The 22,981-nt window shown below is 40.3% G+C and carries 23 protein-coding genes, 1 pseudogene and 1 riboswitch; of the genes and pseudogenes, 20 read left to right on the forward strand and 4 right to left on the reverse strand.

Features of this window, described 5'->3' with window-relative positions:
• The first annotated feature begins 26 nt into the window (after positions 1 to 26).
• From pcsB to tsf, 3 genes are all read left to right on the forward strand, one after another.
• Positions 27 to 1,220 carry a peptidoglycan hydrolase PcsB gene (gene pcsB, locus N8O43_RS05330; RefSeq protein ID WP_084930567.1) on the forward strand — a complete coding sequence of 398 codons (1,194 nt, stop codon included), beginning with the start codon at positions 27 to 29 and terminating at the stop codon, positions 1,218 to 1,220.
• Between the two features lie 225 nt (positions 1,221 to 1,445).
• Positions 1,446 to 2,225: a 30S ribosomal protein S2 gene (rpsB, locus tag N8O43_RS05335; RefSeq protein ID WP_000268459.1), complete on the forward strand. Its 780-nt coding sequence runs from the start codon at positions 1,446 to 1,448 to the stop codon at positions 2,223 to 2,225.
• A gap of 78 nt (positions 2,226 to 2,303) precedes the next feature.
• Complete coding sequence (gene tsf, locus N8O43_RS05340; RefSeq protein WP_033682512.1) at positions 2,304 to 3,344, forward strand: translation elongation factor Ts; 1,041 nt, start codon at positions 2,304 to 2,306, stop codon at positions 3,342 to 3,344.
• Between the two features lie 121 nt (positions 3,345 to 3,465).
• Here tsf and cysK read toward each other — a convergent pair whose 3' ends face one another.
• The 3 genes and pseudogenes from cysK to N8O43_RS05355 form a co-directional block, all read right to left on the reverse strand.
• The gene (gene cysK / locus N8O43_RS05345) at positions 3,466 to 4,392 is read right to left on the reverse strand and encodes a cysteine synthase A (RefSeq protein ID WP_261089664.1); all 927 of its coding nucleotides are present in this window, start codon (positions 4,390 to 4,392) and stop codon (positions 3,466 to 3,468) included.
• Positions 4,393 to 4,488: 96 nt separating this feature from the next.
• Positions 4,489 to 4,932 (reverse strand): annotated as a pseudogene (locus N8O43_RS05350) (PH domain-containing protein).
• A 14-nt stretch (positions 4,933 to 4,946) separates the two neighbouring features.
• On the reverse strand, positions 4,947 to 5,582 hold the full coding sequence (locus N8O43_RS05355; RefSeq protein WP_261089666.1) for a YigZ family protein: 636 nt from the start codon (positions 5,580 to 5,582) through the stop codon (positions 4,947 to 4,949).
• 56 nt (positions 5,583 to 5,638) lie between these two features.
• Between N8O43_RS05355 and N8O43_RS05360 the strand changes: the two genes are divergently transcribed.
• The 17 genes from N8O43_RS05360 (at position 5,639) to N8O43_RS05440 (ending at position 22,456) form a co-directional block, all read left to right on the forward strand.
• Entirely contained in the window at positions 5,639 to 6,937 is a 1,299-nt protein-coding gene (locus tag N8O43_RS05360) for an ATP-dependent helicase ComFA (protein WP_261009194.1), read from the forward strand.
• Positions 6,934 to 7,596: a ComF family protein gene (locus N8O43_RS05365; RefSeq protein ID WP_261009195.1), complete on the forward strand. Its 663-nt coding sequence runs from the start codon at positions 6,934 to 6,936 to the stop codon at positions 7,594 to 7,596. Before N8O43_RS05360 ends, N8O43_RS05365 begins: the two co-directional genes overlap by 4 nt.
• Before the next feature lie 79 nt (positions 7,597 to 7,675).
• Complete coding sequence (gene hpf / locus N8O43_RS05370) at positions 7,676 to 8,224, forward strand: ribosome hibernation-promoting factor, HPF/YfiA family (protein WP_004255322.1); 549 nt, start codon at positions 7,676 to 7,678, stop codon at positions 8,222 to 8,224.
• Positions 8,225 to 8,359: 135 nt separating this feature from the next.
• Positions 8,360 to 10,333 (forward strand): DHH family phosphoesterase, encoded by a 1,974-nt coding sequence (locus tag N8O43_RS05375; protein WP_261089667.1) that lies wholly within the window; start codon positions 8,360 to 8,362, stop codon positions 10,331 to 10,333.
• A complete protein-coding gene (gene rplI, locus N8O43_RS05380; RefSeq protein ID WP_261089668.1) occupies positions 10,330 to 10,782 on the forward strand; it encodes a 50S ribosomal protein L9 in 453 nt (150 codons plus the stop codon). The genes N8O43_RS05375 and rplI overlap by 4 nt, the downstream gene beginning before the upstream one ends.
• A 43-nt stretch (positions 10,783 to 10,825) precedes the next feature.
• Positions 10,826 to 12,178 carry a replicative DNA helicase gene (dnaB, locus tag N8O43_RS05385; RefSeq protein WP_120770774.1) on the forward strand — a complete coding sequence of 451 codons (1,353 nt, stop codon included), beginning with the start codon at positions 10,826 to 10,828 and terminating at the stop codon, positions 12,176 to 12,178.
• A 1-nt stretch (position 12,179) separates the two neighbouring features.
• Positions 12,180 to 12,446: a Veg family protein gene (locus tag N8O43_RS05390; protein ID WP_001278169.1), complete on the forward strand. Its 267-nt coding sequence runs from the start codon at positions 12,180 to 12,182 to the stop codon at positions 12,444 to 12,446.
• A gap of 89 nt (positions 12,447 to 12,535) precedes the next feature.
• On the forward strand, positions 12,536 to 13,654 hold the full coding sequence (gene cbpD / locus N8O43_RS05395; RefSeq protein WP_261089669.1) for a choline binding-anchored murein hydrolase CbpD: 1,119 nt from the start codon (positions 12,536 to 12,538) through the stop codon (positions 13,652 to 13,654).
• An 81-nt stretch (positions 13,655 to 13,735) separates the two neighbouring features.
• Positions 13,736 to 13,838, forward strand: a riboswitch (TPP riboswitch).
• Positions 13,839 to 13,906: 68 nt separating this feature from the next.
• The gene (locus N8O43_RS05400; protein ID WP_261089670.1) at positions 13,907 to 14,197 is read left to right on the forward strand and encodes a thiamine-binding protein; all 291 of its coding nucleotides are present in this window, start codon (positions 13,907 to 13,909) and stop codon (positions 14,195 to 14,197) included.
• A complete protein-coding gene (locus N8O43_RS05405; RefSeq protein WP_261089671.1) occupies positions 14,160 to 14,918 on the forward strand; it encodes an ABC transporter permease in 759 nt (252 codons plus the stop codon). Before N8O43_RS05400 ends, N8O43_RS05405 begins: the two co-directional genes overlap by 38 nt.
• Positions 14,919 to 14,954: 36 nt before the next feature.
• The gene (locus N8O43_RS05410) at positions 14,955 to 15,962 is read left to right on the forward strand and encodes an ABC transporter substrate-binding protein (protein ID WP_261089672.1); all 1,008 of its coding nucleotides are present in this window, start codon (positions 14,955 to 14,957) and stop codon (positions 15,960 to 15,962) included.
• Complete coding sequence (locus N8O43_RS05415) at positions 15,962 to 16,690, forward strand: ABC transporter ATP-binding protein (protein WP_261089673.1); 729 nt, start codon at positions 15,962 to 15,964, stop codon at positions 16,688 to 16,690. Before N8O43_RS05410 ends, N8O43_RS05415 begins: the two co-directional genes overlap by 1 nt.
• A 118-nt stretch (positions 16,691 to 16,808) precedes the next feature.
• The gene (locus N8O43_RS05420; protein ID WP_261089674.1) at positions 16,809 to 17,267 is read left to right on the forward strand and encodes a CtsR family transcriptional regulator; all 459 of its coding nucleotides are present in this window, start codon (positions 16,809 to 16,811) and stop codon (positions 17,265 to 17,267) included.
• Position 17,268: 1 nt separating this feature from the next.
• On the forward strand, positions 17,269 to 19,701 hold the full coding sequence (locus N8O43_RS05425; RefSeq protein WP_261089675.1) for an ATP-dependent Clp protease ATP-binding subunit: 2,433 nt from the start codon (positions 17,269 to 17,271) through the stop codon (positions 19,699 to 19,701).
• 132 nt (positions 19,702 to 19,833) lie between these two features.
• Complete coding sequence (locus tag N8O43_RS05430; protein ID WP_261089676.1) at positions 19,834 to 20,892, forward strand: AAA family ATPase; 1,059 nt, start codon at positions 19,834 to 19,836, stop codon at positions 20,890 to 20,892.
• A 9-nt stretch (positions 20,893 to 20,901) separates the two neighbouring features.
• A complete protein-coding gene (pnuC, locus tag N8O43_RS05435) occupies positions 20,902 to 21,681 on the forward strand; it encodes a nicotinamide riboside transporter PnuC (RefSeq protein ID WP_261072436.1) in 780 nt (259 codons plus the stop codon).
• Between the two features lies 1 nt (position 21,682).
• A complete protein-coding gene (locus tag N8O43_RS05440; protein ID WP_261089677.1) occupies positions 21,683 to 22,456 on the forward strand; it encodes an NUDIX hydrolase in 774 nt (257 codons plus the stop codon).
• A gap of 72 nt (positions 22,457 to 22,528) precedes the next feature.
• On the opposite strand, the gene N8O43_RS05445 is transcribed toward N8O43_RS05440, so the two are convergent.
• Positions 22,529 to 22,759, reverse strand: coding sequence for a hypothetical protein (locus N8O43_RS05445; RefSeq protein WP_261056848.1), 231 nt, complete (start codon positions 22,757 to 22,759; stop codon positions 22,529 to 22,531).
• Positions 22,760 to 22,981: the final 222 nt, after the last annotated feature.

Raw genomic sequence — 22,981 nt, forward strand, 5'->3', positions numbered from 1 at the left:
TTTAAAAGAAGGAGTATCTACGCAATATGAAGAAAAAAATCTTAGCGTCACTTTTACTAAGTACAGTAATGGTTTCTCAAGTAGCTGTTTTAACAACTGCGCATGCAGAAACTACTGATGACAAAATTGCTGCTCAAGATAATAAAATTAGTAACTTAACAGCACAACAACAAGAAGCTCAAAAACAAGTTGATCAAATTCAGGAGCAAGTATCTGCTATTCAAACAGAGCAATCAAACTTGCAATCTGAAAATGATAGACTACAAGCAGAATCTAAAAAGCTTGAGGGTGAAATTACAGAACTTTCTAAGAATATTGTATCTCGTAATGATTCATTGCAAAAACAAGCTCGTAGCGCTCAAACAAATGGAGCTGCAACTAACTACATCAATACAATTGTAAATTCAAAATCAATTACAGAAGCTATCTCACGTGTTGCTGCAATGAGTGAGATCGTATCTGCAAACAACAAGATGTTGGAACAACAAAAAGCAGATAAAAAAGCTATTTCTGAAAAACAAGTAGCAAATAATGATGCTATCAATACAGTTATTGCAAATCAGCAAAAACTAGCTGATGATGCTCAAACATTAACTACAAAACAAGCAGAGTTGAAAGCTGCCGAATTGAATCTTGCTGCTGAAAAGGCTACTGCAGAGGATGAAAAAGCAAGTTTACTTGAGAAAAAAGCAGCAGCGGAAGCGGAAGCTAAAGCAGCTGCAGAAGCAGAAGCTGCTTATAAAGCTAAACAAGCAAGTCAACAACAAACAGTCGTTGCTTCTGGAAATACAACTTTTACAGCAGAAGTTCAAGCAGTATCTAGCTCATCTGAATCATCTTCAAGTTACGCACCTGCATCAGTAAAACATCGTCCAACATACAGTACAAATGCTTCAAGTTATCCAACTGGTGAGTGTACATGGGGAGCTAAAACCTTGGCCCCTTGGGCTGGAGACTACTGGGGTAATGGAGCACAGTGGGCTACAAGTGCAGCTGCAGCAGGATTCCGTACAGGATCTACACCTCAAGTTGGCGCGATTGCATGTTGGAATGACGGTGGATATGGACACGTAGCAGTAGTTACAGCTGTTTCATCATCAACAAGTATCCAAGTATCTGAATCAAACTATGGTGGAAATCGTACAATCGGAAATAAACGTGGATGGTTCAATCCTACTACAACTTCAGAAGGTTTTGTAACATATATCTATCCAAACTAATGAATGAAACGAAGAGGCTCTATTCGAGTCTCTTTTATGATTTATATAGTTAACTTACTTTAAAAATCTACTAAAACAGCTTGAAAATATTGAAAAAGTATGGTAAAATGAAACTTGTCGTGTGAACGATAATACTCATTCTTGATGAATTGTGAAACAGTTGCCTTTGGGTCGTTTTGCGAGTTGAAGTCAAGAAGAGGAAAAAAACAAAAAGGAGAAATACTCATGGCAGTAATTTCAATGAAACAACTTCTTGAGGCTGGTGTACACTTTGGTCACCAAACTCGTCGCTGGAACCCTAAGATGGCTAAGTACATCTTCACTGAGCGTAACGGAATCCACGTTATCGACTTGCAACAAACTGTAAAATACGCTGACCAAGCATACGACTTCATGCGTGATGCAGCAGCTAACGATGCAGTTGTATTGTTCGTTGGTACTAAGAAACAAGCAGCTGATGCAGTTGCTGAAGAAGCAGTACGTTCAGGTCAATACTTCATCAACCACCGTTGGTTGGGTGGAACTCTTACAAACTGGGGAACAATCCAAAAACGTATCGCTCGTTTGAAAGAAATCAAACGTATGGAAGAAGATGGAACTTTCGAAGTTCTTCCTAAGAAAGAAGTTGCACTTCTTAATAAACAACGTGCACGTCTTGAAAAATTCTTGGGTGGTATCGAAGATATGCCTCGTATCCCAGATGTTATGTACGTAGTTGACCCACATAAAGAGCAAATTGCTGTTAAAGAAGCTAAAAAATTGGGAATCCCAGTTGTAGCGATGGTTGACACAAACACTGATCCAGATGATATCGATGTAATCATCCCAGCTAACGATGACGCTATCCGCGCTGTTAAATTGATCACAGCTAAGTTGGCTGATGCTATCATCGAAGGACGTCAAGGTGAAGATGCAGCAGCAGTTGAAGCAGAATTTGCAGCTTCTGAAGCTCAAGCAGATTCAATCGAAGAAATCGTTGAAGTTGTAGAAGGCGACAACGCTTAATTCATATAAATAGTAATTACCTAGGAGGGCGGGGCTTAGCCCGGCTCTCCTATTTTTAAAAAATATAGGAGAATCAAAATGGCAGAAATTACAGCTAAACTTGTAAAAGAGTTGCGTGAAAAATCTGGTGCCGGAGTTATGGACGCTAAAAAAGCGCTTGTAGAAACAGACGGTGACATCGAAAAAGCGATTGAATTGCTTCGTGAAAAAGGTATGGCTAAGGCAGCTAAGAAAGCTGACCGTGTTGCTGCAGAAGGTTTGACTGGTGTTTACGTTAACGGTAATGTTGCAGCAGTTATCGAAGTAAACGCTGAAACTGACTTCGTTGCTAAAAATGCTCAATTCGTTGAATTGGTAAATACTACAGCTAAAGTTATTGCTGAAGGAAAACCTGCTAACAATGAAGAAGCTCTTGCTTTGACAATGCCTTCAGGTGAAACTCTTGAAGCTGCATACGTATCTGCAACAGCAACTATCGGAGAAAAAATCTCATTCCGTCGTTTTGCATTGATTGAAAAAACAGATGCACAACACTTTGGAGCATACCAACATAACGGTGGACGTATCGGTGTTATTTCAGTTGTTGAAGGTGGAGACGAAGCACTTGCTAAACAATTGTCAATGCACATCGCAGCGATGAAACCAACAGTTCTTTCTTATAAAGAATTGGATGAGCAATTCGTTAAAGATGAGTTGGCACAATTGAACCACGTTATCGACCAAGACAACGAAAGCCGTGCAATGGTTAACAAACCAGCTCTTCCACACTTGAAGTATGGGTCAAAAGCTCAATTGACTGATGAAGTAATTGCGCAAGCTGAAGCTGATATCAAAGCTGAATTGGCTGCAGAAGGCAAACCAGAAAAAATCTGGGATAAAATTATCCCAGGTAAAATGGATCGCTTCATGCTTGACAACACTAAAGTTGACCAAGCTTACACACTTCTTGCACAAGTTTACATCATGGATGACAGCAAGACAGTTGAAGCATACCTTGAATCAGTTAACGCTTCAGTAGTTGAGTTCGCTCGCTTTGAAGTTGGTGAAGGTATCGAAAAAGCTGCAAACGACTTCGAAGCTGAAGTTGCAGCTACAATGGCAGCAGCCTTGAATAATTAATAATTAAAAGGAAGCAAATTTGCTTCCTTTTTTCTATGCAGTCGATGCATATAGGGAGATGTTCCTATTTTTAAGGTATAAATAAAAAGCCCTATAATAAGGGCTAAGTGTATTTAGGAGACTACACTTCAAATTCATATAGTGCTGTAGACAAATAACGTTCGCCGTTATCTGGTGCTAGAGCAAGAACTTTCTTACCTGTACCTAATTTTTTGGCAACTTCAATGGCTCCATAGATAGCTGCAGCTGAAGAAATACCAACAAGGAAGCCTTCTTTTCCACCAATTTCACGTCCAAGTGCGAGAGCATCGTCTGATGTTACACGAACGATACCATCATAGGCTTTAGTATCCAGTGTATCAGGAATAAATCCAGCTGAGATACCTTGAATTTTGTGTGGTCCAGGTTTTTCACCAGATAGAATAGCAGATTCGTCTGCTTCTACTGCAAAAACTTGAATGTTAGAATTTGCTGATTTGAGTGCATGGGAAACACCAGAAATTGTTCCACCGGTACCAACTCCAGCAACAAAGGCATCTAATCCATCTTTACCGAAAGCAGCTAGTATCTCAGCTCCTGTTGTTCTTTCGTGTACTTCTGGATTAGCTGGATTGTCAAACTGAAGAGGAAGGAAACCATCACGTTCAGCAGCGATTTCTTGGGCCTTGGCAATAGCACCTTTCATTCCTTCGCTACCAGGAGTGAGGACGAGTTCAGCACCATAGGCTTGGATAATCTTACGTCGTTCCACACTCATAGTTTCAGGCATAACGATGACGACTTTATACCCTTTAGCAGCACCTACCCATGAAAGTCCAATACCAGTGTTTCCACTTGTTGCTTCAACAATGGTAGCACCCGGTTTCAGAATACCGTCTTGTTCAGCTTTTTCAATCATGCTAAGAGCAATACGATCTTTTACAGAAGAACCAGGGTTGAATGCTTCAAGCTTTACATAGACGTCCGCAGCCCCTTCTGGCACGATGTTGTTGAGTTTAACAATCGGAGTTTTACCGATTAATTCAGTAATGTTGTTATAAATAGACATATGAATACCTCTTTGTATAAGATATTTCTAGTATAACGCTAACTATACCATTTGTAAAATATAGAAATCCTATCGAAGTGATAGGATTTTTTTATATCACAGGTCTAAGCCATTAATTTTCAAGCGATTGTGATAAGCTAATTCTAGTAAATAGGTGTAAAGTGGAACGATATCTGTTTTCTTAGGGAATTCAAATTTATGAGCACTAAAATGCTCATTATGTGCTTTTAGAAAGACATTTTCTAAATAAGTAATAGTAATTTCACTATCATCTATACCTGCTCCAGCAGTTTCCATTTCAACGTTAACAATGTTCATCAAAAAGATTGATTTAATAGACATCTTACGACCGGTAGCGCCTTGTTTATCTGTAAAGATAATACGGATATTTGTAAATATAATTGAGTCACGAATCAGTTTATATCCACTTTGAATTTCTTCATTTTCTAGTAAATATTGTCCATATTCTTTGATAAGAGTTTCTTTGTTTTACTCGTTAAAGTTACCAGCGAGTCCTTGAATGAATTTTCCAAATGCCATATTTTCTCCTTTTTTTACACTAAGTTTACAGGAAATTCAACTTCGCGTAAACCTTGATCAGTTAAAGTGACTTTTCCATAAAAAAACTCTACAAGTGAAGCTTTAATATTTTCTTTTTCTTCTTTATCAACATAAATCATCGTATCGACTTGATCTGTAAAGTTTGTATCCAGCTCCATGAGATTATGTTCTTTAAGGAAGTTATTATATTCTTGGTACTGAGCGTAAGACATTTGAATAGCAATGCCCGCCTGTTCCTTTATTTCAATGATGCCAATTTCTTTGACAGCTAAGGCAACACTGCCAGCGTAAGCACGAATCAGTCCTCCAGCGCCTAGTTTAATGCCACCAAAGTAGCGTGTCACTACCATACAGACATTGGTGAGGTTGTGATTTTCTAGTACCCCTAGCATGGGAACGCCAGCAGTACCACTGGGCTCACCATCATCACTTGTACGTTTAATTTCACTACGTTCCCCAATAATAAATGCAGAGCAGTTATGCGTAGCTTTGTAGTGCTCTTTCTTGATGGTAGTAATGAAGTCACGAGCCTCATCTTCGCTATAAACACGCTTGGCATGACAGATAAAGCGGGATTTTTTGATTTCTTCTTGGACTTGTCCGTCCTCTTTAATTGTTCTAAATTCCATGATTTAATTGTACTAAAAAATCATCTAAAGCGCTAGGTTTTTACGAATAAAGAAGTATGAAAGTAAATCCAAATTATCTCGGTCGTTTGTTTACTGAGAATGAATTAACTAAAGAGGAACGTCAGTTGGCAGAGAAACTTCCAGCAATGAGAAAGGAGAAGGGGAAACTTTTTTGTCAACGTTGTAATAGTATTATTCTAGAGGAATGGTATTTGCTCGTTGGTGCTTACTATTGTCGAGAGTGCTTGCTGATGAAGCGAGTCAGGAGTGATCAAGCTTTATACTATTTTCCGCAGGAGGATTTTCCTAAACAGGATGTTCTTAAATGGCGTGGTCAATTAACTCCTTTTCAAGAGAAGGTGTCAGAGGGACTGATTCAAGCAGTAGACAAGCAAGAACCAACTTTAGTTCATGCGGTGACAGGGGCTGGAAAGACAGAAATGATTTATCAAGTTGTGGCTAAGGTAATTAATAGGGGTGGTGCAGTTTGTTTGGCTAGTCCTCGCATAGATGTTTGTTTGGAGCTATATAAGCGATTGCAAGATGATTTTGCTTGCGAGATAGCCCTTCTACACGGAGAATCAGAGCCGTATTTTCGAACACCATTAGTTGTTGCGACGACCCATCAGTTATTGAAGTTTTATCAAGCTTTTGATTTGCTGATAGTGGATGAAGTAGATGCTTTTCCTTATGTTGACAATCCCACGCTTTACCACGCTGTCAAGAATAGTGTAAAGGAAAATGGACTGAGAATCTTTTTAACAGCGACTTCGACAGATGAATTAGATAGGAAAGTCCGTTTAGGAGAATTAAAAAGACTGAGCTTGCCTAGACGATTCCATGGGAATCCATTGATTATTCCTAAACCAGTTTGGTTATCTGATTTTAATCGCTATTTGGATAAGAGTCGTTTGTCACCAAAGTTAAAGACTTATATTGAGAAACAGAGAAAGACAGCTTATCCGTTACTCATTTTTGCATCAGAAATTAAGAAAGGGGAGCAGTTAAAGGAAATATTACAGGAGCAATTTCCAAATGAGAAAATTGGTTTTGTGTCTTCCGTAACAGAAGATCGATTAGAGCAAGTACAAGCTTTTCGAGATGGAGAACTGACAATACTTATTAGTACGACAATATTGGAACGTGGAGTTACCTTCCCTTTCGTGGATGTTTTCGTAGTGGAAGCCAACCATCGTCTGTTTACCAAGTCTAGTTTGATTCAGATTGGTGGACGAGTTGGACGAAGCATGGATAGACCGACAGGAGATTTGCTTTTCTTTCATGACGGGTTAAATGTTTCAATCAAGAAGGCAATTAAGGAAATTCAGCAGATGAATAAGGAGGCAGGCTTATGAAGTGTTTGTTATGTGGGCAGACTATGAAGACTGTTTTAACTTTTAGTAGTCTCTTACTTCTGAAGAATGATGAGTCTTGTCTTTGTTCAGACTGTGACTCTACTTTTGAGAGGATTGGAGAAGAAAACTGTCCAAATTGTATGAAAACAGGCTTGTCAACAAAGTGTCAAGACTGTCAATTTTGGTGTAAAGAGGGAATTGAGGTCTCCCATAGAGCGATTTTTACTTACAATCAAGCTATGAAAGATTTTTTTAGTCGATATAAGTTTGATGGAGACTTCCTTTTAAGAAAAATTTTCGCTTCATTTTTAAGTGAGGGGTTGAAAAAGTACAAAGACTATCAATTTGTTGTAATTCCCCTAAGTCCTGAAAGATTGCTTGACAGAGGATTTAATCAGGTTGAAGGTTTAGTTGAAGCAGCAGGTTTCAAGTATCTGGATTTATTAGAGAAAAGAGAAGAGAGAGCTAGTTCTTCTAAAAGTCGCTCAGAACGCTTGACGACAGAACTTCCTTTCTTTATTAAAAGTGGAGTCAGCATTCCTAAGAAAATCCTACTTATAGATGATATTTATACTACAGGAACAACTATAAATCGTGTGAAGAAACTGTTGGAAGAGGCAGGTGCTGAGGATGTAAAAACATTTTCCCTTGTAAGATGAGGAAAAAATTTGCAAAAATAAAATGAAAGCGTTATAATGAAATTAGAAAAACAAAAATGTTTAGAAAGAAGGTACTCATATGATTAAATATAGTATCCGTGGTGAAAACCTAGAAGTAACAGAAGCAATTCGTGATTATGTAGTTTCTAAACTCGAAAAGATCGAAAAGTATTTTCAAGCTGAACAAGAGTTGGATGCTCGAGTTAACTTGAAGGTGTATCGTGAAAAAACTGCTAAAGTGGAAGTGACAATTCCACTTGGCTCAATTACTCTTCGTGCAGAAGATGTATCCCAAGATATGTATGGATCAATTGACCTTGTAACCGATAAAATTGAACGTCAGATTCGTAAAAATAAAACAAAAATCGAGCGTAAAAATAAAAATAAGGTGGCAACTAGTCAATTATTTACAGATGCTTTGGTGGAAGATACAAATGTTGTCCAGTCTAGAGTTGTTCGTTCAAAACAAATTGATTTAAAACCAATGGATTTGGAAGAAGCTATTCTACAGATGGATTTGTTGGGACATGATTTCTTTATCTATGTGGATGTTGAAGATCAAACAACCAATGTGATTTATCGTCGTGAAGATGGAGAAATTGGTTTGTTAGAAGTTAAAGAATCTTAATTTCAATATGTGTAAAGGTAGGTTTACTGAGCTGTAAACCTCCTTTTTCTTATAGTTTGTAGAATTACTGATTACACTTTTAAAAAGTCGCTTTTTGGTGGTTATTATGGTATAATGGGTGCCAAGAGGTTTGGAATGAAAAAATTTTATGTAAGTCCTATTTTCCCCTTAATATTAGGAATAGTGGCGTTCGGAGTGCTATCTGTGCAACTTTTTTTTGTAACGAATACACTGGTAACGCTATTTCTTTTGCTACTTATTTTGGGTTCATATATTTTACTATTCATCCATCAGAGAGACTACTACTCAAAGAGTGAAGTAGAACAAATCCAGTATGTAAACCACCAAGCTGAAGATAGTTTGACAACCTTGTTAGAACAGATGCCTGTCGGAGTTATTAAACTAGACTTATCGTCAGGTGAAGTTGAATGGTTCAATCCTTACGCTGAATTGATTTTGACTAATGAAGAGGGAGAGGTTGATATAGCCTTAATTCAGACTATTATCAAGGCTTCTGTGGGGAATCCAGGTTCTTATGCCACCTTGGGTGAGACCCGCTATTCGGTTCATATGGACAAGGCATCTGGAGTTCTTTACTTTTTTGATGTGTCTGGAGAATACGAAGCGACTGTCGAGTTAGTTACGAGTAGACCTGTTATTGGGATTGTCTCCGTTGACAACTATGATGACTTAGAAGATGAAACATCAGAGTCTGATATCAGTCATATTAACAGTTTTGTAGCCAATTTTGTTTCAGAATTTGCTGGGAAGCATGCCATGTTCTCCCGTCGAGTGAGTATGGACCGTTTCTATTTATTTACGGACTACACGGTACTTGAGGGATTGATGAATGATAAATTTTCGGTTATCGATGCTTTCAGAGAAGAGGCGAAACAGAGACAGCTGCCTTTGACCTTAAGTATGGGGTTTTCTTATGGTGATGGAAATCATGATGAAATAGGGAAAGTTGCTTTGCTCAATTTGAACTTGGCTGAAGTGCGTGGTGGCGACCAGGTGGTTGTCAAGGAAAACAACGAAACGAAAAATCCAGTTTATTTTGGTGGTGGATCTGCTGCCTCAATCAAACGTACACGGACTCGTACGCGTGCTATGATGACGGCTATTTCAGATAAGATTCGGAGCGTAGATCAGGTTTTTGTAGTTGGTCACAAAAATCTAGATATGGATGCTCTTGGCTCTGCTGTAGGTATGCAGTTATTTGCCAGCAATGTGATTGAAAATAGCTACGCTCTTTATGATGAAGAACAAATGTCGCCGGATATTGAACGAGCTGTTTCATTCTTAGAAAAAGAAGGAGTTACGAAGTTGTTGTCTGTTAAGGATGCAATGGGGATGGTGACCAATCGTTCTTTGTTGATTCTTGTAGACCATTCAAAGACAGCCTTAACTTTATCAAAAGATTTTTATGATTTATTTACCCAAACCATCGTCATCGATCACCACAGACGGGATCAGGATTTTCCAGATAATGCGGTTATTACTTATATCGAAAGTGGTGCAAGTAGTGCCAGTGAGTTGGTAACGGAATTGATTCAGTTCCAGAATTCTAAGAAAAATCGTTTGAGTCGTATGCAGGCCAGTGTTTTGATGGCTGGTATGATGTTGGATACTAAAAATTTCACCTCACGAGTGACTAGTCGGACATTTGATGTTGCTAGCTATCTCAGAACGAGAGGAAGTGATAGTATTGCTATCCAAGAAATCGCTGCGACAGATTTTGAAGAATATCGTGAGGTCAATGAACTGATTTTACAGGGGCGTAAATTAGGTTCAGATGTATTGATAGCAGAGGCTACGGACTCGAAATGCTATGATACAGTTGTTATTAGTAAGGCAGCAGATGCCCTATTAGCTATGTCAGGTATTGAAGCGAGTTTTGTTCTTGCGAAGAATACACAAGGATTTATCTCTATCTCAGCTAGAAGTCGTAGTAAACTGAATGTACAACGGATCATGGAAGAGCTGGGAGGTGGAGGCCACTTTAATTTGGCAGCAGCTCAAATTAAGGATTCAACCTTGTCAGAAGCAGGTGAAAAACTGACAGAAATTGTATTAAATGAAATAAAGGAAAAGGAGAAAGAAGAATGAAAGTAATCTTTTTAGCGGATGTTAAAGGAAAAGGTAAAAAAGGCGAAATTAAGGAAGTACCAACAGGGTATGCGCAAAACTTTCTTATCAAAAAGAATCTAGCCAAAGAAGCGACTGCTCAAGCTGTAGGTGAACTTCGTGGTAAACAAAAATCTGAAGAGAAAGCTCACGCTGAGATGATTGCAGAAGCAAAAGAAATTAAAGCCCAACTTGAAGCAGAAGAAACTGTTGTAGAATTTGTTGAAAAAGTTGGTCCAGATGGCCGTACTTTTGGTTCTATTACCAATAAGAAGATTGCAGAAGAATTGCAAAAGCAATTTGGAATTAAGATTGATAAACGTCATATCCAAGTGCAAGCTCCGATTCGGGCGGTTGGTTTGATTGATGTGCCAGTGAAAATCTATCAAGATATCACAAGCGTAATCAATCTTCGTGTGAAAGAAGGGTAAATTTACACTTTCTTGACAAGATTGTAAAAGGAAGGGAAGTCTGATGGCAGAAGTAGAAGAGTTACGAGTACAACCTCAAGATATCTTAGCTGAGCAATCCGTTTTAGGGGCTATCTTTATTGACGAGAGTAAGCTTGTTTTTGTGCGAGAATATATTGAGTCTCGGGACTTTTTTAAGTATGCCCATCGTTTGATTTTCCAAGCTATGGTCGATTTATCCGATCGTGGCGATGCTATAGATGCAACAACGGTTCGTACCATTCTTGATAATCAAGGTGATTTACAGAATATTGGTGGTCTTTCTTACCTAGTTGAGATTGTCAATTCTGTGCCAACTTCTGCTAATGCGGAGTACTATGCTAAGATTGTTGCAGAGAAGGCCATGCTACGTCGATTAATCGCCAAGTTGACAGAGTCTGTCAATCAAGCTTACGAGGCTTCGCAACCAGCTGATGAAATCATTGCTCAGGCAGAAAAAGGCCTGATTGATGTCAGTGAAAATGCAAATCGAAGTGGATTTAAGAACATTCGAGATGTGTTGAATATCAACTTTGGAAATCTGGAAGCTCGCTCGCAACAAACGACCGATATTACAGGTATTGCGACAGGTTATCGTGACTTGGATCATATGACGACTGGACTTCATGAGGAGGAGTTGATTATCCTAGCAGCCCGTCCGGCGGTTGGTAAGACGGCCTTTGCCTTGAATATTGCTCAGAATATTGGGACTAAATTGGATAAAACGGTTGCTATTTTTTCACTGGAAATGGGTGCGGAAAGTCTAGTGGATCGTATGTTGGCGGCGGAAGGTTTGGTGGAATCGCATTCTATCCGTACGGGTCAATTGACTGATGAGGAGTGGCAAAAATATACCATTGCTCAAGGGAATCTAGCTAATGCAAGTATCTATATCGATGATACGCCAGGGATTCGGATTACAGAGATTCGTTCTCGTTCTCGTAAACTGGCTCAAGAAACTGGAAATCTTGGTTTGATTTTAATAGACTATTTGCAGCTTATCACGGGAACTGGTCGGGAAAATCGTCAACAAGAGGTTTCGGAAATTTCACGTCAGTTGAAAATTTTAGCTAAGGAACTGAAGGTTCCAGTAATCGCTCTAAGTCAGCTTTCTCGTGGTGTAGAACAACGTCAGGATAAGAGACCGGTCTTGTCTGATATTCGTGAATCTGGGTCTATTGAGCAGGACGCTGATATCGTAGCCTTTCTTTATCGCGACGACTACTATGAGCGTGGTGGTGAAGAAGAGGAAGGCATACCGAATAATAAGGTAGAAGTTATTATCGAGAAAAACCGTAGTGGAGCTCGTGGAACGGTGGAATTAATTTTCCAAAAAGAATACAATAAATTTTCAAGTATCTCAAAGAGGGAGGCATAAGATGTCAGATGCATTTACAGATGTAGCCAAGATGAAAAAAATCAAAGAAGAAATCAAGGCACATGAGGGACAAGTCGTAGAAATGACTTTGGAGAATGGTCGTAAGCGCCAAAAAAACAGATTGGGTAAGCTAATTGAGGTTTATCCATCCCTATTTATCGTTGAATTTGGGAACGTTGAAGGAGATAAACAAGCTAATGTTTACGTTGAATCCTTTACTTACTCAGATATCCTTACAGAAAAGAATTTGATTCATTATCTTGACTAAAGTGAGAAATTTTCTCACTTTTTCTTTTTTTCTCCGAATAGTTTAAGTGAAGGTAATCTTCGATTTATATTATTTTTCAAGGAGGAAGAATGAAAATTTCACCATTTAAAGTAGCAGAGACAAGGTTTTCTTTCAGAAAATCAGCTAAAAAGGTTGTTCCCTTTTTAGTAGTAGGATTGATGTTAGCAGCGGGTAATAGTGTATATGCCTATTCCGGAGGAAATGGATCGATTGCGCGTGGGGATGATTATCCTGCTTATTATAAAAATGGCAGTCAGGAAATTGACAAGTGGCGCATGTATTCTCGTCAATGTACTTCTTTTGCAGCCTTTCGTTTGAGTAATGTCAATGGTTTTGAGATTCCGGCTGCTTATGGGAATGCGAATGAATGGGGCTATCGTGCTCGTCGTGAAGGCTATCGTGTAGATAATAGACCAGCGATTGGCTCCATTGCTTGGTCGACTGTAGGAACTTATGGTCATGTTGCCTGGGTGTCAAATGTAATAGGAGATGAGATTGAGATTGAAGAATACAATTATGGAATAAGGGAATCTTACAATAAGCGCGTCGTGAAGGCGAATACTATGACTGGTTTTATTCATTTTAAAGATTTAGCTGGTGGCAGTGTTGGGAATAGTCAATCCTCAGTTTCAACAGGAGGAACACATTATTTTAAAACTAAGGCTGCTATCAAAAATCAGCCTCTAGCTAGAGCAACTGCGATTGATTACTATTATCCTGGGGAGAATGTTCATTATGATCAAATTCTCGAAAAAGATGGGTACAAGTGGTTGAGTTATACGGCTTATAACGGAAGTCGTCGTTATATCCAGCTAGAGGGAGTAACCTCTTCACAGAATTATCAGAATCAATCAGGAAATAGCTCTAACTATGGATCCAATAACAGTTCAACTGTCGGTTGGAAGAAAATAAATGGTAGTTGGTATCATTTCAAATCAAATGGGTCTAAATCAACAGGCTGGCTGAAAGATGGTTCTAGCTGGTATTATTTGAAATCATCTGGTGAAATGCAGACAGGCTGGTTAAAGGAAAATGGTCTGTGGTATTATTTGGATAGTTCAGGTGCAATGAAAACGGGCTGGTACCAAGTATCTGGTAAGTGGTATTATTCTTACTCTTCAGGCGCCTTAGCTGTTAATACGACGGTGGATGGCTACAGAGTAAACAGTGATGGAGAACGAGTATAGAAAATGGGAGTAGGAAATTTTTCCTACTTTTTCTGTAAGCAGTTTCCTTGACATTTTTTTTGTTTTGAGCTATCATATGTCCATATAATATATGGGAGTCTGTGTACAGTCTGAGAGGAAGCGTTAAGCTTCGACCGCACCTGATCTGGGTAATGCCAGCGTAGGGAACGATACTTAGTCTAATCTTGATCTTTTCCATATATGGCAAAGGTTTTTCTTTTTGTCAAAGGAAAACGAAAAGAGGAGGTTCTTATGAAAGCAAGCATCGCCTTGCAAATTTTACCCCTATCACAGGGGATTAATCGGATTGCTGTTATCGATCAGGTCATTGCCTATCTGAAAGCTCAAGAAGTGACTATGGTGGTGACACCATTTGAAACGGTCTTGGAAGGGGAGTTTGATGAGCTTATGCGCATTCTAAAAGAAGCGCTAGCAGTGGCAGGGCAGGAGGCAGACAATGTCTTTGCCAATGTCAAAATAAATGTAGGAGAGATTTTAAGTATTGATGAGAAACTTGAAAAGTATACTGAGACGACACATTAGTCTATTGGGCTTTCTAGGAGTCTTGTCAATCTGGCAGTTAGCAGGTTTTCTTAAACTTCTCCCCAAGTTTATCCTGCCGACCCCTCTTGAAATTCTCCTGTCCTTTGTTCGTGATAGAGAATTTCTCTGGCACCATAGCTGGGCGACCTTGAGAGTGGCTTTGCTAGGCCTAATTTTGGGAATTCTGATTGCCTGTCTCATGGCTGTGCTCATGGATAGTTTGACTTGGCTCAATGACCTGATTTACCCTATGATGGTGGTTGTTCAGACCATTCCGACTATTGCCATAGCTCCTATCCTGGTCTTGTGGCTCGGTTATGGGATTTTGCCCAAGATTGTCTTGATTATCTTGACGACAACTTTCCCCATCATCGTCAGCATTTTGGACGGTTTTAGGCATTGTGACAAGGATATGCTGACCTTGTTTAGTCTGATGCGGGCCAAGCCTTGGCAAATCCTATGGCATTTTAAAATTCCAGTCAGCCTGCCTTACTTTTATGCAGGTCTGAGGGTCAGTGTCTCCTACGCCTTTATCACAACAGTGGTATCTGAGTGGTTGGGAGGCTTTGAAGGACTAGGTGTCTACATGATTCAGTCCAAGAAACTGTTTCAGTATGATACCATGTTCGCGATTATTATTCTGGTATCGATTATCAGTCTTCTCGGTATGAAGTTGGTCGATATCAGCGAGAAATATGTTATTAAATGGAAACGTTCGTAGAATTAGAATGTTTCAAAAAGAAAAGAGGAAATCAAAATGAAAAAAACATGGAAAGTGTTTTTAACGCTTGTGACAGCTCTTGTAGCTGTTATACTTGTAGCTTGTGGTCAAGGAACTGCTTCTAAAGACAACAAAGAGGCAGAACTCAAGAAGATTGACTTTATCCTAGACTGGACACCAAATACCAACCACACAGGGCTTTATGTGGCTAAGGAAAAAGGCTACTTCAAGGAAGCTGGAGTGGATGTTGATTTGAAATTGCCACCAGAAGAAAGTTCTTCTGACTTGGTTATTAACGGTAAGGCACCATTTGCAGTGTATTTCCAAGACTATATGGCTAAAAAATTGGAAAAAGGAGCAGGAATTACTGCCGTTGCAGCTATTGTTGAGCACAATACATCAGGAATCATCTCTCGTAAATCTGACAATGTAGCTAGTCCAAAAGACTTGGTTGGTAAGAAATACGGAACTTGGAATGACCCAACTGAACTTGCTATGTTGAAAACCTTGGTAGAATCACAAGGTGGAGATTTTGATAAAGTTGAAAAAGTACCAAACAACGACTCAAATTCGATCACACCAATTGCTAATGGAGTATTTGACACTGCTTGGATCTACTATGGATGGGATGGTATCCTTGCTAAATCTCAAGGTGTAGATGCTAACTTCATGTATTTGAAAGACTACGTTAAAGAATTTGACTACTACTCACCAGTCATCATTGCTAACAACGATTATTTGAAAGACAACAAAGAAGAAGCTCGCAAAGTTATCCAAGCTATCAAAAAAGGTTACCAATATGCCATGGAGCATCCAGAAGAAGCAGCTGATATCCTCATCAAAAATGCACCTGAACTCAAGGAAAAACGTGACTTTGTCATCGAATCTCAAAAATACTTGTCAAAAGAATACGCAAGCGACAAGGAAAAATGGGGGCAATTTGACGCAGCTCGCTGGAATGCCTTCTACAAATGGGACAAAGAAAATGGTATCCTCAAAGAAGACTTGACAGACAAAGGCTTTACCAATGAATTTGTGAAATAATGACAGAAATTAGACTAGAACACGTCAGTTATGCCTATGGTCAGGAGAGGATTTTAGAAGACATCAACCTGAAGGTGATTTCAGGTGAAGTGGTTTCTATCTTAGGTCCAAGTGGTGTTGGGAAGACCACCCTCTTTAATCTGATCGCTGGGATTTTAGAAGTTCAGTCAGGGAGAATTATCCTTGATGGGGAGGAGAATCCCAAGGGGCGCGTGAGTTATATGTTGCAAAAGGATCTGCTCTTGGAGCACAAGACGGTGCTTGGTAATATCATTTTGCCCCTCTTGATTCAAAAGGTGGATAAGGCGGAAGCTATTGCTCGCGCAGATGAAATTCTTGCGACCTTCCAGTTGACAGCTGTAAGAGATAAATACCCTCATGAACTCAGTGGTGGGATGCGCCAGCGTGTGGCTTTGCTTCGTACCTATCTTTTCGGTCACAAACTCTTTCTCTTAGATGAAGCCTTTAGCGCCTTGGATGAGATGACCAAGATGGAACTACACGCTTGGTACCTTGAGATTCACAAGCAGTTGCAGCTAACAACCTTGATCATCACGCATAGTATCGAGGAGGCCCTTAGTCTCAGCGACCGCATCTATATCTTGAAAAATCGCCCTGGGCAGATTGTTTCAGAAATTAAACTAGATTGGTCTGAAGATGAGGACAAGGAAGTCCAAAAGATTGCCTACAAACGTCAAATCTTGGCAGAATTAGGCTTAGATAAGTAGAAAAATAGGGAGTTGGTGAAGATTATCCTTTACCAGCGCCCTTTTTCTTTTAAAAATGAGAAAATTTCGGTATAATAGTCAAAGATAGTCAAGGTTTAAAGAGAGAGGTGGGTTTGTTATGAGATTTAAAAATACATCGGATCATATTGAGGCCTACATCAAGGCGATTTTAGATCAATCTGGAATTGTGGAGTTGCAACGGAGTCAGTTGGCAGATACTTTTCAGGTTGTTCCCAGTCAGATTAACTATGTGATCAAGACACGCTTTACGGAAAGTAGAGGCTACTTGGTTGAAAGTAAGCGTGGTGGCGGAGGCTATATTCGTATAGGACGGATTGAGTTTTCTAGTCATCATGAAATGCTCAGGGAGCTGCTTTACTCAATTGGTGAGCGAGTTAGTCAAGAAATTTATGAGGATATTCTCCAGCTTTTGTTTGAGCAGGAATTAATGACCAAGCAGGAGATGAATTTGCTGGTGGCAGTAGCTTTGGATCGCGTTCTAGGAGAAGAAGCTCCAGTCCTTCGAGCTAATATGCTACGACAGGTCATACAAGAGGTAGATAGAAAAGGGAAGTAAGATGAACTATTCAAAAGCATTGAATGAATGTATCGAAAGTGCCTACATGGTGGCTGGCCATTTTGGAGCTCGTTATCTAGAGTCTTGGCACTTGTTGATTGCCATGTCTAATCACAGTTATAGTGTGGCAGGGGCGACTTTAAATGATTATCCATATGAGATGGACCGTTTAGAAGAAGTCGCTTTGGAACTGACTGAAACGGACTATAGCCAGGATGAAACCTTTACGGAATTGCCGTTCTCCCATCGTTTGCAGGTTCTCTTTGATGAAGCAGAGTATGTAGCATCAGTGGTCCATGCTAAGGTGCTAGGGACAGAGCACGTCCTTTATGCGATTTTGCATGATGGAAATGCCTTGGCGACTCGTATCTTGGAGAGGGCTGGTTTTTCTTATGAAGACAAGAAAGATCAGGTCAAGATTGCTGCCCTACGTCGAAATCTAGAAGAACGTGCAGGTTGGACTCGTGAAGACCTCAAGGCTTTACGCCAACGTCATCGTACAGTAGCTGACAAGCAAAATTCTATGGCTAATATGATGGGCATGCCCCAGACTCCGAGTGGTGGTCTCGAGGACTATACGCATGATTTGACAGAGCAAGCGCGTTCTGGCAAGTTAGAACCAGTCATCGGTCGGGACAAGGAAATCTCGCGTATGATTCAAATCTTGAGTAGGAAGACAAAGAATAATCCTGTCTTGGTTGGGGATGCTGGTGTCGGGAAAACAGCTCTGGCGCTTGGTCTTGCCCAGCGTATTGCTAGTGGTGATGTGCCTGTGGAAATGGCTAAGATGCGCGTGTTAGAGCTTGATTTGATGAATGTCGTTGCAGGGACACGCTTCCGTGGTGACTTTGAAGAGCGCATGAATAATATCATTAAGGATATTGAAGAAGATGGGCAAGTCATCCTCTTTATCGATGAGCTCCACACTATCATGGGTTCTGGGAGTGGAATTGACTCAACTCTGGATGCGGCCAATATCTTGAAACCAGCCTTGGCGCGTGGAACTTTGAGAACGGTTGGTGCGACTACTCAGGAAGAATATCAAAAACACATCGAAAAAGATGCGGCCCTTTCTCGTCGTTTCGCCAAAGTGACGATTGAAGAGCCAAGTGTGGCAGACAGCATGACCATTTTGCAAGGCTTGAAGGCGACTTATGAGAAACATCACCGTGTGCAAATCACAGATGAAGCGGTTGAAACAGCCGTCAAGATGGCTCATCGTTACTTGACTAGTCGTCACTTGCCAGACTCTGCTATCGATCTCTTGGATGAGGCAGCAGCAACAGTGCAAAATAAGGCTAAGCATGTAACAGCAGATGATTCTGGCTTAAGTCCAGCTGACAAGGCCTTGATGGATGGCAAGTGGAAACAGGCAGCCCAGCTAATCGCAAAAGAAGAGGAAGTGCCTGTCTATAAAGACTTGGTGACAGAGTCTGATATTTTGACTACCTTGAGTCGCTTGTCAGGTATTCCAGTCCAAAAACTGACTCAGACTGATGCTAAGAAATACTTAAACTTAGAAGCTGAACTGCACAAACGTGTCATCGGTCAAGATCAAGCTGTTTCAAGCATTAGCCGTGCGATTCGCCGCAACCAGTCTGGTATTCGTAGTCACAAGCGTCCGATTGGTTCCTTTATGTTCCTAGGACCCACAGGTGTCGGTAAGACCGAATTGGCCAAGGCTTTGGCGGAAGTTCTCTTTGATGATGAATCAGCCCTTATCCGCTTTGATATGAGTGAGTATATGGAGAAATTCGCAGCCAGCCGTCTTAACGGAGCTCCTCCGGGCTATGTGGGTTATGAAGAAGGTGGGGAGTTGACCGAGAAGGTTCGCAACAAACCATACTCTGTTCTCCTCTTTGATGAGGTAGAAAAAGCCCACCCAGACATCTTTAATGTCCTCTTGCAGGTCTTGGATGACGGTGTCTTGACTGATAGCAAGGGGCGCAAGGTTGACTTTTCAAATACCATTATCATCATGACGTCAAATCTTGGTGCGACAGCCCTTCGTGATGACAAGACAGTTGGTTTTGGGGCTAAGGACATTCGTTTTGATCAGGAAAATATGGAAAAACGCATGTTTGAAGAGCTGAAAAAAGCTTATAGACCGGAGTTTATCAACCGTATTGATGAAAAGGTGGTCTTCCATAGCCTGTCTAGCGACCATATGCAGGAAGTGGTGAAAATTATGGTTAAACCTTTAGTGGCAAGTTTGGCTGAAAAAGGCATTGATTTGAAATTACAAGCTTCCGCACTGAAATTATTGGCCAATCAAGGATATGACCCAGAGATGGGAGCTCGTCCACTTCGCAGAACCTTGCAAACAGAAGTGGAGGACAAGTTGGCAGAACTTCTTCTCAAGGGAGAATTAGAGGCAGGCAGCACACTTAAGATTGGTGTTAAAGCAGGCCAGTTAAAATTTGATATTGCATAAAAATGGAGAATCAGGAGTAATCTTGATTCTTTTTTTTGCTACTTTTTTATAAAAAATGATAAAAAACTATTGACAAAACAAAAATATAGTTTATAATAAAAATATCAAAAATCATAAAAAGGTAATAGGTTTATGAAAAAGAAAATAGCAGTGGTATTTGGAACCTTTGCTCCGCTTCATCAAGGACATATCGATCTGATCCAGCGAGCGAAGCGACAGTGTGACCGGGTTTGGGTTGTCGTTTCAGGCTATGAGGGAGATAGAGGGGAGCAGGTAGGCTTAACGCTTCAAAAAAGATTTCGCTATATCCGAGAGGCCTTTGGTGATGACGAGTTGACCTCTGTCTGCAAGTTAGATGAAACCAATCTTCCTCGTTATCCTATGGGCTGGCAGGAGTGGTTGGACCAAATGTTAGCGGAGATTTCCTATGATGAAACCCAGCAAGAATTAATTTTCTTTGTGGGAGAAGCAGACTACCAGCAAGAATTGTCTAATCGTAGCTTTGAGACTGTCTTGCAAGAAAGAAAGTTTGGTATCTCAGCGACTATGATTCGAGAAAATCCAAGCAAATATTGGAAATATATTGCTCAACCCTTCCGACGTCAGTTTACAAAGAAAGTGTTGATTATGGGAAGTGCCAGCAATGGGAAGACCACTTTAGCCAAGGATTTGGCAAGGTATTACGATGCACCAGTTAGCCTGGAATACGCGCGTGAGTACCAGATCAAAAACAATGTCCGCGACGATGAATTGACTCCAAAGGATTACTATTATCTCCTGTTGGGGCAGTATGACCAGACCTCTAAGTTAATTGACAGTAATGCCAATAGGGGACTGGTGATAGCAGACACCAACTCTTTAGTAACCAAGGGCTACTATGATTATTACATGGAGACTGAGGACCAAGGGGATTTATCAGGAGAAACATTTGATAATCTCTTTGCCTCGATCTTGGCTAAGGAGAAATGGGATTTGATTCTCTTTGTGCAACCCGTCGGTTCCTATGTCAATGACGGATTTAGAGATATGACCATGGCGGAAGACCATATTCGTCATAGTTTTTCACAACATTTGGATCAGATGAGGAGGCGCTACTTAGCAAACATTCCACTAGTTTATCTAGCTGAGGATTATTTAGGAAATTATGAAGCAGCAAAAGTGGCTATTGATGCCATTTACCAAGCAGATTAGGAGAAAAATATGAAAAAACTAACTGAAAATATCACACAATTTATCGAAAACTTTAAAAACGTCCATGCAGAAGCCCGCAAGATTGGTTTTGCAGGAATCATGAACCTACTCTGGAAAGATCTCTTTGTCGGCCGTAGCCTCTTCCAGTGGTTGTATCTCATCGTCCTGTCAAGTGTTCCTTTGATCTTGGAATTCACGCAAAATACAGAAAGTCATGACTGGATGAGCTTGTTTGCATCTTGGACTGGGATTGTCTGTGTTATCTTGGTAGCAGAAGGGCGTGCAAGCAATTATCTCTTTGGGGCCATTAACTCTGCTATCTATTTGATTTTGGCTATGAATGCGACTTTTTATGGCGAAGTTTTGACGACCGTTTACTTCTTTGTCATGCAGCCGATTGGTCTCTATGCTTGGCTGTCCAATCGTATCAATGACCAAGGAAAAGCAGAAGAATCTCACTTTGAAGCTAAGAAATTATCTGTGCTTGACTGGCTCAAGTACTTGGCTTTGACTGCTATCATTTGGATTGGTATGGGCTTGGCATACCAAAGTATCCATAGTGCTCGCCCTTTCCGTGATAGTGTTACCGATGCGACCAATGGTGTTGGTCAGCTCTTGATGACACGTCTCTACCGTGAGCAATGGATTTTCTGGATTGCAACCAATCTCTTTAGTATTTACCTCTGGTGGGGTGAAAATATCCACATCCAAGGGATGTACTGGGTTTACACACTCAATAGTCTAGTAGGTTGGTACCAATGGACCAAGGCAGTTCGTAAGGAGGCATAAAATGACGGACACGATGATTCCAGCAGGGATGACGGAAAGAGAATATTTTGAAATTCATGCAAGTCAGGAGGAATTTTTGGATTGGTACTACAAGCAGGAACTTCCTCAATACGAAAAACCAAGTGTGACGGTGGATATGGTAGCCTACTGCTTTGTCGAAGGAAAGATCAAGCTTTTATTAATTCGTCGCAAGGCTCACCCTTATCAAAACTGTTTGGCTCTGGTTGGAGGATTTATGGACAAGGGCGAAGACGCTGCGCATGCTTGTCAGCGTGAGGTGAGAGAAGAAGTCAATCTCGATCTTCCTTTGGAAAAAATTGAGCAATTGATGACCGTATCGACCCCCGGCCGTGACCCACGGGGCTGGACAGTGACTATTGCCCACTTGGTTTATTTACCTAGTTGTGCATTAGAACTTGTTCAAGCAGGAGACGATGCCAAGGATGTGGTTTTTGTAGATGTCGATTTTCAGACAGGCAAGTGCTTCTCAAAGGGAGTAGAGTTGGAGGAGCAAGCCTTCGCTTTTGACCATTATGCCATTATCCAAGAATCCATCAAACGAATCCAAGGCCGTCTAGACTGGAACCCAACCTTCCTCTATCTGCTAGAGGAGGAGTTCACTGTCTACGAAGGGACTGAACTGGTCAATCTCATCAACCCCGGTCGTCCAATCGTCAGCAATAACTTTCTCGTAAAATACGGAGAATATGTAGAAGAAGTCGGACTCAAACGAGTACCTAAAAAGAAACCAAGAAAAACCTATCGATTGAAATAAAAAGCGAGGCCGGGAAAAAGTTCCCGACCTCTTTATTTGCCTTTATTGGTTTGATTTGCTGTTGCGACTATTTTAGGGATGGCCATCTTTCTTAGAATTGCTCAACATGTGAGTAAAGAAGTCTTTGTATCGATACTTGAGATAGTTCTCATGTAAAAATAACAAGGCGATATAAACAATCAAAAAGATTGTAGTCAGATAAAACACATCAAATGCAGTTCGCGCATAGTAAGCGGCTGATTGATAAGAGCCAATTGCTCCCAAAATCAACCAAGGAAGATACTTATAATACTTATTTAGCATAAGAGTGCACCTCCTATATTCTATTTCAATGTTATTATATTCCTTTGCACTTAAAGGTGCAAGCGATTTCACAAAAACAAATTCAAATTTTTAATAGGAAAATCTCCTGCTTTTCTATTTTATTACGAATAGAAGAGTAGGAGGAGTAAATGTATCTAAAGTATTTAAGATTTTTAAAATAGTTTAGATAAATTGTTGACATATTTAAATCCTAATGTTACA

This window comes from Streptococcus mitis, assembly GCF_946190335.1.
GTDB lineage: Bacteria > Bacillota > Bacilli > Lactobacillales > Streptococcaceae > Streptococcus > Streptococcus mitis_CH.